Annotated in this window: 12 protein-coding genes; 4 read left to right on the top strand and 8 right to left on the bottom strand. The window is 64.7% G+C overall.

Features of this window, described 5'->3' with window-relative positions; all coding sequences use genetic code 11:
- Positions 1-3 precede the first annotated feature (3 nt).
- Entirely contained in the window at positions 4-957 is a 954-nt protein-coding gene (pip, locus tag ACEN9T_RS06015; RefSeq protein ID WP_092970793.1) for a prolyl aminopeptidase, read from the bottom strand.
- Between the two features lie 119 nt (positions 958-1076).
- On the opposite strand from pip, the gene ACEN9T_RS06010 reads away from it, so the two are divergent.
- From ACEN9T_RS06010 to ACEN9T_RS06000, 3 genes are all read left to right on the top strand, one after another.
- Positions 1077-1706, top strand: a complete 630-nt coding sequence (locus ACEN9T_RS06010) for a TetR/AcrR family transcriptional regulator (protein ID WP_413705791.1) — start codon at positions 1077-1079, stop codon at positions 1704-1706.
- The gene (locus tag ACEN9T_RS06005) at positions 1706-4234 is read left to right on the top strand and encodes a PEP/pyruvate-binding domain-containing protein (RefSeq protein WP_413705790.1); all 2529 of its coding nucleotides are present in this window, start codon (positions 1706-1708) and stop codon (positions 4232-4234) included. Before ACEN9T_RS06010 ends, ACEN9T_RS06005 begins: the two co-directional genes overlap by 1 nt.
- A 123-nt stretch (positions 4235-4357) precedes the next feature.
- Positions 4358-4504, top strand: a complete 147-nt coding sequence (locus ACEN9T_RS06000) for a hypothetical protein (protein WP_413705789.1) — start codon at positions 4358-4360, stop codon at positions 4502-4504.
- 24 nt (positions 4505-4528) lie between these two features.
- Here ACEN9T_RS06000 and ACEN9T_RS05995 read toward each other — a convergent pair whose 3' ends face one another.
- From ACEN9T_RS05995 to ACEN9T_RS05975, 5 genes are all read right to left on the bottom strand, one after another.
- Positions 4529-5215, bottom strand: coding sequence for a Fe2+-dependent dioxygenase (locus ACEN9T_RS05995; RefSeq protein ID WP_413705788.1), 687 nt, complete (start codon positions 5213-5215; stop codon positions 4529-4531).
- A 48-nt stretch (positions 5216-5263) separates the two neighbouring features.
- Complete coding sequence (locus ACEN9T_RS05990) at positions 5264-7498, bottom strand: TonB-dependent receptor (protein WP_413705787.1); 2235 nt, start codon at positions 7496-7498, stop codon at positions 5264-5266.
- A gap of 283 nt (positions 7499-7781) precedes the next feature.
- A complete protein-coding gene (locus ACEN9T_RS05985) occupies positions 7782-9185 on the bottom strand; it encodes a ClcB-like voltage-gated chloride channel protein (protein WP_413705786.1) in 1404 nt (467 codons plus the stop codon).
- Positions 9186-9237: 52 nt separating this feature from the next.
- Positions 9238-9555 (bottom strand): YciI family protein, encoded by a 318-nt coding sequence (locus ACEN9T_RS05980; protein WP_092970799.1) that lies wholly within the window; start codon positions 9553-9555, stop codon positions 9238-9240.
- Positions 9556-9682: 127 nt separating this feature from the next.
- Entirely contained in the window at positions 9683-10681 is a 999-nt protein-coding gene (locus ACEN9T_RS05975) for a quinone oxidoreductase family protein (RefSeq protein ID WP_092970800.1), read from the bottom strand.
- 205 nt (positions 10682-10886) lie between these two features.
- Here ACEN9T_RS05975 and ACEN9T_RS05970 point away from each other — a divergent pair, with 205 nt between their 5' ends.
- On the top strand, positions 10887-11759 hold the full coding sequence (locus tag ACEN9T_RS05970; protein WP_175537100.1) for a LysR family transcriptional regulator: 873 nt from the start codon (positions 10887-10889) through the stop codon (positions 11757-11759).
- A 108-nt stretch (positions 11760-11867) separates the two neighbouring features.
- On the opposite strand, the gene ACEN9T_RS05965 is transcribed toward ACEN9T_RS05970, so the two are convergent.
- Positions 11868-12593 (bottom strand): ABC transporter ATP-binding protein, encoded by a 726-nt coding sequence (locus ACEN9T_RS05965; RefSeq protein WP_413705785.1) that lies wholly within the window; start codon positions 12591-12593, stop codon positions 11868-11870.
- On the bottom strand, positions 12590-13387 hold the full coding sequence (locus ACEN9T_RS05960; protein ID WP_092970803.1) for an ABC transporter ATP-binding protein: 798 nt from the start codon (positions 13385-13387) through the stop codon (positions 12590-12592). The genes ACEN9T_RS05965 and ACEN9T_RS05960 overlap by 4 nt, the downstream gene beginning before the upstream one ends.
- Position 13388 lies beyond the last annotated feature (1 nt).

Raw genomic sequence — 13388 nt, 5'->3', positions numbered from 1 at the left:
GGGTTACTTGCCGACAAAGCGGTCCGTTGCGGCCAGCAGTTGATCGAGAATGCCCGGTTCCGACCACGCATGGCCGGCGCCTTCGATCAGGTGGAAGTCCGAATCCGGCCACGCCTGATGCAACGCATACGCATAGCGCGCGGGGCACGGCATGTCGTAGCGGCCATGCACGATCACGCCGGGAATGCCCGCCAGCCTGTGCGCCTCGCGCAGCAACTGGCCCTCTTCCAGCCAGCACTGATGCGTGAAGTAGTGATTCTCCAGCCGCGCGAAGGCCAGCGCGAAATGGTCGTCGGCGTGCTTGGCGCTATTGCTCGGGTCGGGCAGCAGCGTGATGGTCTCGCCTTCCCACACGCTCCAGGCGCGGGCGGCTTCGATCTGCCTGGCGGTGTCGTTGCCGGTCAGCACTTTGCGATAGGCCGCAATCATGTCACCGCGCTCGGCCTCCGGAATGGGCGCCTGGAAACGTGCCCATTTCTCGGGGAACATCTCTGACACGCCGTACTGGTAATACCAGCGCAGCTCGGCTTGCGTGACGGTGTAGATGCCACGCAGCACCAGTTCGCTCACGTACTGCGGATACTTCTGCGCGTAAGCGAGCGCCAACGTCGAGCCCCACGAGCCGCCGAAGACGAGCCAACGTTCCGCACCGGCAATTGCGCGCAGGCGTTCGATATCGGCCACAAGGTGCCACGTCGTGTTGGCCTCCAGGCCCGCGTGCGGCGTGGACCGCCCGCAGCCGCGCTGGTCGAACAGCATCACGTCGTAGCGTGCCGGATCGAACACGCGGCGGTGGTCTGCCGAAACACCACCGCCCGGCCCGCCGTGCAGGAACACCGCCGGCTTGGCACCGGGCGTGCCGACGCGCTCGTAGTAGATCGTGTGGCCATCGCCCACATCGAGCATGCCGGTTTCATACGGTTCGATTGGGGGATACAGCGTGCGCAGTGCAGGCATGGTCGGTCCTGTCGAAAGGTTGCCGGAAGAATGGGCTGATTCTACAGACGGGTTTCCGCTTGCACATATTTTTAAACGACGTATAAAATTGCACGTCGTTTAATAATAGCGAGCCCACCATGTCGTCCAGTCCGTCCCCGATCGAAGCCGGCCGCCGCGAACGCAAGCGCACCCAGACGCTGGACCACCTGGCGGCCACGGCCTTTTCCCTGTTCGAGCAGCACGGTTACGACGCCGTGACGATGGAGCAGATTGCCGCGCAGGCCGATGTGTCCAAGGGCACGCTGTACAACCACTTTCCAGTCAAGGAAGCGCTGCTGGCGCACCAGTTCCACGCCGAGCTGGCGGCTGGCGGCGCCCAATTGCGTGCGCAGATCGAGGCGCAGCCGGATTTCGCCTCCCGCCTGGCGGTGCTGCTTTCCGCCTCGGCCAATTGGTGCAACGTGCGCCGACCCTATCTGGCCGCGTATTTCCGCTACCGCTTTGCCAGCGCCGACCTGGCCGCCCGCAACCGCGACAGCGACAAGCGCAGCGGGCTCGAAGCGGTGTTCATGATGCTCATCGATGCGGCGCAGCGCTCGGGCGAACTCGATACCCGGCTTGATGCCGAGCACCTCGCTGGGCTCTTCGAGTACTTGTATCTCGGCGCGCTCATGCGCTGGCTGGCACGTCCCGAAACAGACCTGCACGCGGGCTTCTCCGCCGTCATCGACCTGTTCCTGCACGGCATGGCCCGCAAGGAGGCGTGATGAATCCGCTCGTGCTCGATTGGCCAGCTGCGGCGCAGGCCGGTGCCGCAGTGGCGGGTGGCAAGGGTTGGCAACTTGGCCGCATGGCGAGACTCGGCGTGCCGGTGCCCGATGGTTTCGTGCTGGCCGCAGAGGCCAGCCTCAGCCGAAAGCACGGAGATGCGGTGCCCGATACGGTGCTGGCTGCCATCGCGCAAGCGCTGGCCGCGCGCGGCTGGCAGAACACGCCGTTGGCCGTGCGCTCGTCCGCGCCGCAGGAAGATTCCGCGCAACGCTCGTTCGCGGGCATTCACGAGACGCGACTGAACGTGATTGGCGTGCAGGCGCTGTCGGAAGCGGTGCGCGCCGTGTGGGACTCCGCGCAGGCACCGCAGGCGCTGGCATACCGGGAGCGCTTCGGCATCGACACCACCGACCTGGCGATGGCCGTGGTCATCATGCCGATGCTGCCGGCGGTGGCCGCAGGCATCGCGTTCACGGGCGACCCGCTGACCGGCCGCGACGACCACATCGTCATCAACGCGCACTGGGGCCTGGGCGAAGCGCTGGTGGGCGGCCACGCCGACGGCGACGTCGACCGGCTGGAAATCGCGCCGCAGGACGACACGCTGCGCGTGGTCGAACGCCAGATCGGCACCAAACGCCGCATGACGCGCGCGCTGGCCGAAGGCGGTACCGTACTCGCGGACACCGCCACGGCAGACGCCCGCCGCGCCGTGCTGGACGACGCCAAACTCATCGCCCTTGCCACGGTGGCGCGCGACGCGGCACGCGCGCTGAACTTTGCGAAGCCGCGCTATGACATCGAATGGGTCTGGGACGGGCAGCGCTTCTGGATCGTGCAGGCTCGCCCGATCACCACGGCAGCCCGCCAGACTTACGCCGCCCTGCAAACCCAGCCGACGTTCTGGACGCGGGGCAACACGCGCGAGGTGTTTCCCGCGCCGCTGTCGCCCATCGACTGGGTGCTCTACGGCCACGCGGCCAACCGCATGCTGACGCTGGCGTACTCGCTGGCAGGCTACGCGCTGTTGCCAGGGCTGGAGCGTGCCAGTCTGCTTGGCGGCCATGTGTACCTCGATGTCTCGTTGATGCAGTGGGAGGCGTTTGACGCATTCGGCATTGCGCCGGAGGCCATCAATCGCATGCTGGGCGGCACGCAGCCTGAGATTGCGCTGCCGCGCGCCACATGGCCGCAGCGGCTGGCACGCGGTGTGCGGCTCGTGCGCTATCTGTGCAGTGCCGGGGCCGCACGCCGCCATGCACAGAGCGATCTGAATCGCGCCCGCAAGCAAGCCGCGCAATGGTGTGAAGACGCGTGGCCGGAAGCAACAGCGGAGTTGGCCACCTGCGTGCGTGAACGCTTCAACGTCGCGCGCAGCGCTGATGGCCTGTTCTTCCTCCAGGGCTCGGCGGGCGGCTCCGTTTCGGGCCTGGTCGACGTGATCGAAAAACAGTGCCCCGGCGAGGGCCACGCCTTGGCCGCCGCGCTCATGGCCGGCGCTGAACCCAGCGTTACCGCGCAGCAAAGCTACGAATTAATGGCCCTGGCGCAAACGGCCGCCGCCGATGCCGAAGCCCTCGCCTGGCTTCGCGCCGACAACCGCATCGGCGCGCAATGGGCGCAGCAGTTGCCGGCGCACAGCGCGTTCCGCCAGCACTTCTGCACATTTCTGGAGCGCTACGGGCACCGCGCCATTGAAGAGAGCTACTTCCGCCGCCCGCGCTGGCGCGAGCAACCCGACTATTTGCTCGATCTCGTCGTCGGCCTGATCGGCAGCGACGCGCAAGCTATGCGGCAACGGCAGTTGGCGGCCTCTGAGCGTGCGTGGGCGCGCCTGCCGTTCTGGCTGCGCCCGACTGTGCGGGGGATGCTCAAGAGTGCCGTGCGCGATAGCAACCAGCGCGAAGCCGCGCGCAGCGCGCTGGTGGCGTATCTGGAAGCACTGCGCATCGGTCTGCTAAGGCTGGCTGACAGGCTTGTCGGCGAAGAAGGACTCGATGTGCCCGAAGACATTTTCAACCTGACGTTGGACGAATGCGTGGCCGCCGCCACCGGCGCGTTACCGCTGCGCTTCGCCGCCCGGCGCGCGCGTGAACGCCGCCGGCAACTAGGCGAGTGGACCGTCTTGCAAGCGCCGGACATCGTCACCGAGCATGGCGAAGCGCCGGTCGCCTCCACCATGCCCATCGCCCTCACCGGAGATACCTGGAGCGGCACTGCCGTGGGCGCAGGCTCGGCACAGGGCCGAGCAAGGCTGGTCGATCATGCTGTTGCCGGCACGGCGCTTCAGGCTGGCGATATCCTCGTCGCCCCCAGCGCCGACCCCGCCTGGACGCCGCTGTTTCTGAAGGCCGGCGGGCTCGTCATGGAAACCGGCGGCTATCTCTCGCACGGTGCCATCGTGGCGCGGGAGTTCGGGATTCCGGCCGTGGTGAACCTCCCCGGCATCCGGGCCCAGTTGAAAGATGGCGAGACGATCTGTGTGGACGGCAACGCCGGCACGGTCAGTAGGGTGATGAATTAGGCGCCCATATGTGGCGATGACGCGACACGGGCAAATGCGGTTTGCTGCGCTGCAATATTCGGACTAACATTCGGGTATTCCCTACTAGGGTTATCCCTAAATCAGTCCTCAAAAGGAATCGCCATGAACACCGTCGCTCTCAAAGCCGCCCCCGCCTCGCGTTTCGCCCGTTTCTGGCAAATCGTGCGCCGTGAAGCCAGCCGCGCCATTGCGTTGCACGTGGAAAGCTGCGGCATGATGGCCGAGCTGTATCGCCGTTCGGGCCACTGAGCCGAAGCGCACAGCAGACTCACATCAGGTCTCGCTCCACTGCCGCATCAGGTTGTGATACACGCCGATGAGCGTGCGGCGTGCTGTGGCATCCGCGTCGGTCTGGTTGAGCGTCTGGATGGCGTTGTCCAGGTCGAACAGCATGGCGCGCTGCGCGTCATCGCGAATCAGGCTCTGGATCCAGAAGAAGCTCGCCACGCGCACACCGCGCGTGATGGGCGTCACCTGATGCAGGCTCGTTGCCGGATAGATCACCAAGTCACCGGCATTGAGCTTGACGCTGTGCATGCCATAGGTGTCTTCAATCTGCAGTTCGCCGCCGTCGTAGCTGGCGGGGTCTGACAGAAACAGCGTGGCCGAGATGTCGGTACGCAGCTTTGTGCCGTTGTGCGGATGGATACGCACGCTGCCATCGACATGCGCGCCGAAGGTCATGCCCTCGCCGTAGCGGTTGAACATCGGCGGGTACACCACGTTCGGCAACGCCGCACTGATGAAGCGCGGGTGCCGCTCCAGCACGCTCAGGATGAGCTGCTGGCACTGCAGGGCCACTTCCGCGCTCTCATCGAGTTGCTGGTTGACCTTGACCGGCGCGCCCGAGTACCCGGCTGACACGCGGCCATCGACCCAGGCATCGCCTGCGCTATCGAGCAGATCGCGTAGCGCAGACACCTGCGCGGCGTTGAAGACGTTGGGAATGCAGACGAGCATGGCGCTGGAAGGAAACGGGGATGCAGCCGAGGGCCCATCCCCCAGCCATTACATCCGATACACCACCGACAGCATCGCCGCACGGCCGGTGCCCGGCACAGCGCGACCGCCATCGGACGGAATCAGCGCATCGTAATACGTCTTGTTGAACACGTTGAACAGGTTCAGACGGACGTCGTATTTCGGCTGGTGGTAGGCCAGCATCGCATCCCAGCGCACGAAGCCGCCCACCTGCACCGTGTCGGTGTTGTTGGCGTAGCGCTGCGACATGTAGAACGCGCCTGCGCCCACTTCCCAGTTCGGCATGAAGGTGTAGCTCGTCCACACCGTCGCGGCGTGCTTGGGCGTGTTGGCCGGCGTCATGCCCTGCGTGCCCGCAGCAATGCCGTTGACGATCTGCGCATCCAGGTACGTATAGCCTGCAAAGATCTGCAGCTTGTCGGTCACGTGGCCGGTGGCACCCAGGCGCGCACCGCGCACGCGGATCTTGCCCGCCGAGGTGTACGTCGTGCTGTCGATCTGTGTGCGGGCGTTGTCCTTGGTGATCTGGAACAGCGCCGAGCTGACCGACAGGTCGCCGTTGAGCAGATCCCACTTGCCGCCGGCCTCATACGACTTGTTCTTCTCCGGGTCCAGACCCTGCTGGCCCGTGGTGCCCACGAGTTGTTCCAATGACGGGTTGAACGACGTGCCATACGACACGTAGTACGACTGCCAGTCCGTCGGTTGCCAGATACCGCCCAGGCGCGTGCTGACAAAGTTCACGGTCTGCTGCGCGTACGGCAGCGCGGTGATCTTGGCCGACGCCGGCGTATTCGCCGAATTCAGCGAGTTGGAAATGCTCGCCACGTAGCGGTCATAGCGCAGGCCGGCGACTGCCTTCCATTGCTTGGTGAATTCAATCGAATCGTTGAAGTACGCCGCCACCGTGTTGGCCGAGCCGCCCTGCAGGTTGCCCAGGCTCGACGGTGTGCTGGCCGGCGATGTGGTGTAGCTGGGGCTGACCAGCGGCTCGCACGAGACAAAACCGCTCGTCATGCTCGACTGCGCCAGCGGCGTGCCGTTGCACGAGCCGTTGCGGTAATAGTTCTGGTTGTCGTAACCGTCGTGGCCGAATTCGGTGCCGACCAGCAGCGTGTGCTTGACCGAACCCGTATCGAACTTGGCCGTCAACTCGGTCTGGTTGAACAGAGAGTAATCACGGATGCGGCGGTCATGGCTTTGCAAACGCACCGATAGCGCAGAGAGCGGCAGATTGCTGTTAGTCAGCGCCGTGAACACACCCGACGAATTGACCGTACCCACCGCGTTGGGCGCTGTCTCGCGCGCGTCGGTCTGCACGTAATTGAACTGTGTCTGGTTGCGCAGCCGCAGATTGGGCGAGAACTTGTGATCGATATTCGCCGAGAACGACGCCACGTCCTGCGTGGTGCGGTCGTCGGTGTAGCCGTAGTAGGTCTTCGGGCTGACGTTGACCGGGTGGCCGTTGAGGTTCGGCAGGCCGTAATCGGGCATGTCGCGGTTGTGCTGCAGCAGCGCGGACAGCGTCACCTCGGTCGGTGTGCCAATGCCGAAACGCCACGACGGCGCAATGCCGAAATCCTGCGCGGTCATCTCGTCGCGCGTGCTCGTCTTGCCGTTCTGCGCCATCGCGGCGATGCGGAAGGCCGAAGTGTCCGACGTCGGCGTGTTGACGTCGGCGGTGGCACGCACGAGGCCGTTGGTGGTGACCGAACCGGTGATTTCCGTGGCGGCCTTCAGCTTCGGCTTCTTCGTCACCTGGTTGATGACGCCGCCGGTGGAGCCGCGGCCGAACAACATCGACGACGGGCCCATCAACACTTCCACCGAATCGAGGGCGAACAGGTCACGGTAGTACTGGCCGCGATCCCGGAAGCCGTCGAGGTAGATGTCGGTGCGCGCAGAGAAACCGTTCAGGTTGATGTTGTTGCCGATCTGCCCGCCTTCGGCCGCACCGATGGTGATGCCGGGCACGTTGCGCAACGCATCGGCCAGCGAGCTACCGCCTTGCGCATCGGTCAGCGCCTTGGGCACGACCGTCACCGATTGCGGCACATCGCGCAGGTTCTCGGGCAGCTTGGAAATGGAGCTTTTGGCGGCGTTGTAGTCGTCGCGCGGGGCGGCGCCCTTCACAACGGCTTCCGGCAACGTGGCGGTGGCGGTGGCGGGTGCCTGTGCAAGCGTAGCCTGCTGGGCGAGTGCGACGGTGGGCGTGGCAAACAGGGCCAACAGGGCGCTGGCGACGGGCGTGCGGCGGTTCATTGCGTGGTTTCTCCGGCGGCGCTCTTCTATTGAGTGCCAGCCGGGACGGAACGCCCTCCTGCGCCCGTGCCGCCGTGCACGAGAGCGCACTACGTATTGCGGACGCAAATATAAATGATAACGATTCGCAACAGCAACAAATTGTCGCAGTATTTCTTGAAAGTTCCCCGGAGCGCACACTTTAAGGCGATCTATAGATCGCTTTTCCTTCTATTTAGCTGACAAGGCAAGCTTGTCACCACCAAATATTTCTAGGCGACACTCTGGAGCCGGCAAAGCGTACCTATTTCTGCGTGCTGTCTGATGGCGATGGAAGGTGCCTCGCGTCGTCGCCGGCATCCTGACGATTGCGCGCCAGCGCACGCGCATATACCGACGGCGCGCCCGCCGCATGTGCCGTCACATAGCCGGTAATGCATGCCAACATGAGCGGCAGCACCACCTGGTACGACAGCGTCATCTCGAAGATCATCAGGATCGACATGAGCGGCGCATGCGTGGTGGCCGCCAGCAGCGCGCCCATGCCGACCACCGCATAGCTGACTGGTACTGGCGCCGCATCTGGCAGCAGCGCGTGCATGCCCGTGCCGTACAGCAAACCCAGCGCAGCACCACAGAACAGCGTGGGGGTGAACACACCACCCACGGCGCCCGAGCCCGCGCTCGACGCCGTCGCCACCACTTTGCAGATCAGCACCAGCGCCACGGTCTGCCATAGCCACGGCTCATGCAGGAAGCCATTGACCACGCTGTAGCCGTTACCCCAGACCTCGGGCACGCCCGTGGACAGCGCACCGACAATCAACCCACCTGCGGCCAATCGCAGCGTGAGCGGCAGCTTGGTACGTGCAAACGCATCGCGCACGCGGTCGATCAAACCGAGCAGCAGCGGCCCCACCATCCCCGCGGCCAGACCCAGGCCCAGATACGTCAGCACTTCCCAGCCGGAAACGAAATCGAAGTGCGGCATCTCGTAGACCGCCCCGTACCCGAAGAATTGGCGCACTACGATGTCAGCTGTCACAGCCGCCACCAGCAGCGGCCCGAGCGTTGCCGTGGTGATGACGCCAAACACGATTTCGCAGACGAACACGGCGCCCGAGATAGGCGCGTTATAAGCGGAGGTGATGCCTGCGGCCGCACCGCACGCGACCAGTAGACGCAATTGCTCGATCGGCACGGGCGTCCAGCGCCGCAACACGCGGCCGACAAGCGAGCCGCACATTGCCGCCAATTGCACCATCGGCCCTTCGCGCCCGATCGACGCGCCACTGGCCACCGAGCACAACGACGACGCACTGCGTACCAAGCTCTGCCGCGCGCTGAGCACGCCATCGCCCACGGCAATGGCTTCCATATAGTCTTCCGAGCCCTTTCGAGGGATCCACTTCAGGCCCACCTGCAAGGTGATGCCTGCCAGCAGTCCACCCACGGTCGGCACCAGCAGTCGCGCCCACCACGGCAGCGCGCGCGCCGTGGCCACCAGGCCCTGGTCCGTACCCGAGAGCCACCATTGCAGATGACGCAGGCACTCGCGAAACAGGATCGTCGAGAGGGCGCCCGCGCAGCCGATCACTCCGGCAATCACAAACACCAGATGCTCGCGACCGAACGGCAGCCGGGCAATCGCGCGGCGCCACCATGGCTGGTGCGGCACATCAGGTTGAGGCGGCGGCGTGTCGGTCATGTCGATTCGCGCAAGGACAGATCGACATGATAGCGGCGGCGCCGCGCCAGTTTTAGGTCGATGCCGCGACCACGGCCTCTGGCAACCATGCCTGCGGTGTGTCAGCGCTGCGGCGATTCGGGCCCCAGGCAATGACGCGCACCTGTACGAGGTTTTCGATCACGAAAGGGTCGCGCGCAACGATGGCGTCGATTTCTTCGCGGGATTCGCCACGCGCGAGGATGCCACCGCCCTCCCGCGGGAAAAACGGTCCTGACATCAGAAAGTGGCCGCTCGCATAGTGGGCGTCCAGATGCGCGCGGTGCGCAGGCAGCACACGATCGAGAGCTTCCAGCGGTGCGGTGTAGTTGAAAAGAATCAGGTACAGCATGCGATGGCTCCTTGTGGGGTGAGGTAAAACCTTCGAAACGCGAGACCCGGCAGCGTGAAGCAACGACGATGAGTGTCCCGCAGAAATGGGTACGCTTTGCACGTAAACCCTTCGGCGCGCAGGGTTCTCAAGGGCGCAAGAGCAGTGCGCCCGAGGTCTGTCCGGCTTCGAGCGCGGTGTGGGCGGCAGCCGCATCTTCCAACGCATAGGTGCCGCCCAGCGGCACGCGCACGCCATCGAGCATGCGCTGCAATGCCGCCTGCGCTCCTGCCCGGTAGTTCGACAGATCGGCCATGTAGCGGAATACGCCTGGCCGCGCCAGCGCAATCGAGCGCGACGGTCCAAGCGCTGCAAGATCGACGACGTTCGTTTGAGTGTTACCGACATCGCCCGCCTGACCGATGCTGGCCACCATGCCGAATGGCCGCGTCACTGCCAACGACGTCTGCAGCATGGCGCCGCCAATGCCATCGACCACATAGTCGACGCCTTCTCCGCCAGTGAGCTGCAGCACGGCCTCGCGCACGTCCTGCTGGCGATGCAGCACAACGTGGTCTGCGCCATGGCCAAGCGCGACGGCGGCCTTGGCCTCGCTGCCAACCGTGCCGATCACGCGTGCACCCTGGCGCTTGGCCCACTGCACCAGCAATACGCCCAGGCCGCCGGCTGCCGCGTGCACGAGCACCGTTTCGCCGGCGCGCACCTGCCGTACCCGCGTCAGCAGCATGTGTGCGGTAATGCCGCGGACCAACGTGGCCGCAACGGTTTCGTCATCCAGCGCATCCGGCAACGCAATTGCCCGTTCGGCCGGAATGTTGCGATGGCTGGTGTACCCACCGGGCGCGCCATCCACCAGGCCGGCCCAGGCCACGCGCTGGCCAACCACAAAGCCGCGCACATCCGTACCCAATGCTTCCACCACGCCGACACCCTCCACCCCGAGCACCGCCGGGAATGCCGGCACCGGATACAACCCAGCACGGTGATACACGTCGACAAAGTTCACGCCGACGGCGGTGTGCCGCACCGTCAACGCATTCGGGCCGGGGGGCGCCAACATCAGGCTGGCGGGCCGCAAACCCAATGCTGGTCCGGGTTCGCGCAGTTGGATCACCTTGGCGTGCATGGCAAAAGTCCTCGCAGAAATGGGTACGCTTTTCGGTTTGGGCGATGACGGGTACTGCGTTCGTCACGTTGTGAAACAAGCGTAATCCGTTCAGAATCACACGGGAATTCACAAAAACTGATCAGCTTCTGTGCAAAAACGCCCAGATCGGCCAAAAAACGTGCGTGCCCTGGGGCGTGCGGCGGCGGCCGAACCTTCTTCTTCCTTGCAGTGGGATGACGTGCGCTACTTTCTCGTGCTGGCACGCGAGGGCAGCTTGTCGGCCGCTGCGCGACGGCTGGCGGTGGAACACACCACGGTGGCGCGGCGCGCAGACGCACTGGAGCAATCGTTGGGCGTGCGCCTGTTCGACCGCCTGCCGCGCGGCTGGCGCCTGACCGCCGAAGGCAACGCGCTGGCCGAGCGCGCTGAACGCATGGAGCAGGAAGCCGCGGGTTTTGCACGTGCAGCAGCGGGGGCGGGAAGCTTGCGTGGGACGGTGCGTATCTCTGCGCCGCCCACGGTGGCCAGCCACATCATTGCGCCAAACCTGGCGACATTGCGCCGGCAATGGCCCGGCATCGATCTCGTGCTGCTGGGCGAAAAGCGCAACGCCAACCTGATGGCGCACGAAGCTGATCTGGCGGTGCGCTTGTCGCGCCCGACGTCATCTGCGTTGGCGACGCGCCCGCTGGGCGACCTCGGCTACGGCCTGTACGCCACCGCAGAAGTGCTCGCCCGCCCCGAATCCGAATGGGAATTCATCGGCTACGACGAAAACCTGCGTCACGTCCCACAGCAGCGCTGGCTGGACAACTACGCAGGCGACCGTCGCGTGGTCTTACGCTGCAGCGATCTGGCAGCGATGCATCAGGCGGCGTTGGCCGGACTGGGTGTCGCGGCGCTGCCTCACCTACTTGGCGCGCCCGCAGAAACGGGTACGCTTTTGCGTCGATTGCCCGTCGACGACCCCGCGCTGCATCGAGAAATCTGGCTGGTGATCCACCCCGACGTTCGACGATCACCGCGCGTGCGGGCCGTGGCCGACGCATTGATCGCCTTGTTCGAGGCACAGCGACACGTCTTGGCGGGGATTTGAACGTACGCAGAAACGGGTACGCTTTTGGATGAAAATGAACCGCAAACCCAATGGATATGCGGTTCTTACACCTCGGCAATATTGCATGCCGAGGCGTGTTCTAAACACTCAGCCGCCAAGGTAGGCTTCGAGCACGCGCGGATTGCCCAGCAGATTTTTGCCGCTATCAGCCAACACGATCTCGCCAGTTTCCAACACGTAGCCGTGCTGCGCGATCTTCAACGCCTGGCGCACGTTCTGCTCGACCAGGAAAATCGTCAGGCCCTCGGCATTGATGGTGCGCAGGATGCGGAAGATCTCCTGGACGATGATCGGCGCAAGGCCCATCGAGGGTTCATCCAGCAGCAGCACGCGCGGGCGAGCCATCAACGCGCGGCCGATCGCCAGCATCTGCTGCTCGCCGCCCGAGAGGTTGCCCGCCAGACCATCGATACGCTCCTTCAGGCGCGGGAACAGGTGGAACACGCGCTCCAGGTCGGAGGCGATCTGGCCCTTGTCCTTGCGCGTATAGGCGCCCAGCTCCAGGTTTTCGCGCACCGTCATCGTGGTGAGCGTGGCGCGCCCTTCAGCCACCTGCACGATGCCGCGCTCCACACGCTTGTGGGCAGACAACAGCGTGACGTCTTCGCCCTCGAACAGGATCTGGCCGCGCACATCACCCTGCGACTTCGGAATCAGCCCCGACAGCGCCAGCAGCGTGGTCGATTTGCCCGCGCCGTTTGCGCCAACCAGCGAGGTGATCTCACCGGCCTTGAGCGCAAAGTCGATGCCCTTGACGGCTGCGATGTGCCCGTACGACACATCCAGCCCTTTGACTTCCAGCAAGGTGGTCATGCCGTCTCCTTCTGCGCGGCATCGCCGTTCGTTTCATCGTCATCATCGCGGCCCAGGTACGCCTCGATGACCTGTGGATCGTTGCGGATCGCTTCGGGCGGCCCTTCGGCAATGATGCGGCCGAAGTTGAGCACCGCGATGCGCTCGCACAAGCCCATCACAAAGCGCATGTCGTGCTCGATCATGAAGATCGTGTAGCCGCGCGCCTTGATGTTTTCGATTTCGGTCATCAGGTCGACCTTCTCGCCCGTGTTCATGCCGGCGACGGGCTCGTCGAGCAGCAGCAGTTTGGGCTCGGTCGCCAGCGCGCGCGCCAGTTCGAGCTTGCGCTGGTCGCCGTATGAGAGGTTGTCGGCAATGTCATGCGCCTTGTGGTCGAGCTTGACCCACGAGAGCAGTTCGAGCGCACGGTCGCGCGCGCGGCGCTCGGCGGCGCGGTACTTGGGCAGCGACAGCAGCAGGCCCGGCGCACCGTAGTCGAGATGTCGGTGCATGCCCACCACGACGTTTTCCAGCAGCGTCATCTCCTTGAAGATGCGGATGTTCTGGAACGTGCGCGCAATGCCCATCTGCGTGATCTGGTGGGGCTTCTTGCCGACCAGGTTCTCGCCATTGAACGTGAGCGAGCCACCGGTGGGTGCCAGCAGACCCGTGATCAGATTGAACACCGTCGTCTTGCCGGCGCCGTTCGGGCCGATCAAGCCAAAGATGCTGCCCTGCGGCACTTCAATATTGACGTCCTGCAAAACCGACAGGCCGCCAAAGCGCTTTGAAATGGAAGTGAGTTTCAGCATG

It is taken from the genome of Ralstonia sp. Ralssp110 (genome assembly GCF_047325135.1).
GTDB classification, from domain to species: domain Bacteria; phylum Pseudomonadota; class Gammaproteobacteria; order Burkholderiales; family Burkholderiaceae; genus Ralstonia; species Ralstonia mojiangensis.
The sequence above is the reverse complement of the archived record's forward strand: the minus strand, read 5'-3'. Positions and strand labels throughout refer to the sequence as shown.

What these genes read in the sequence shown, in the direction of transcription:
- ACEN9T_RS05960 (WP_092970803.1), bottom strand. Translation starts at nt 13,387, where the DNA reads ATGCTGAAACTCACTTCCATTTCAAAGCGCTTTGGCGGCCTGTCGGTT.
- ACEN9T_RS05975 (WP_092970800.1), bottom strand. Translation starts at nt 10,681, where the DNA reads ATGCACGCCAAGGTGATCCAACTGCGCGAACCCGGACCAGCATTGGGT.
- pip (WP_092970793.1), bottom strand. Translation starts at nt 957, where the DNA reads ATGCCTGCACTGCGCACGCTGTATCCCCCAATCGAACCGTATGAAACC.
- ACEN9T_RS05965 (WP_413705785.1), bottom strand. Translation starts at nt 12,593, where the DNA reads ATGACCACCTTGCTGGAAGTCAAAGGGCTGGATGTGTCGTACGGGCAC.
- ACEN9T_RS05995 (WP_413705788.1), bottom strand. Translation starts at nt 5,215, where the DNA reads ATGCTCGTCTGCATTCCCAACGTCTTCAACGCCGCGCAGGTGTCTGCG.
- ACEN9T_RS06000 (WP_413705789.1), top strand. Translation starts at nt 4,358, where the DNA reads ATGAACACCGTCGCTCTCAAAGCCGCCCCCGCCTCGCGTTTCGCCCGT.
- ACEN9T_RS05985 (WP_413705786.1), bottom strand. Translation starts at nt 9,185, where the DNA reads ATGACCGACACGCCGCCGCCTCAACCTGATGTGCCGCACCAGCCATGG.
- ACEN9T_RS06005 (WP_413705790.1), top strand. Translation starts at nt 1,706, where the DNA reads ATGAATCCGCTCGTGCTCGATTGGCCAGCTGCGGCGCAGGCCGGTGCC.
- ACEN9T_RS05980 (WP_092970799.1), bottom strand. Translation starts at nt 9,555, where the DNA reads ATGCTGTACCTGATTCTTTTCAACTACACCGCACCGCTGGAAGCTCTC.
- ACEN9T_RS05990 (WP_413705787.1), bottom strand. Translation starts at nt 7,498, where the DNA reads ATGAACCGCCGCACGCCCGTCGCCAGCGCCCTGTTGGCCCTGTTTGCC.
- ACEN9T_RS06010 (WP_413705791.1), top strand. Translation starts at nt 1,077, where the DNA reads ATGTCGTCCAGTCCGTCCCCGATCGAAGCCGGCCGCCGCGAACGCAAG.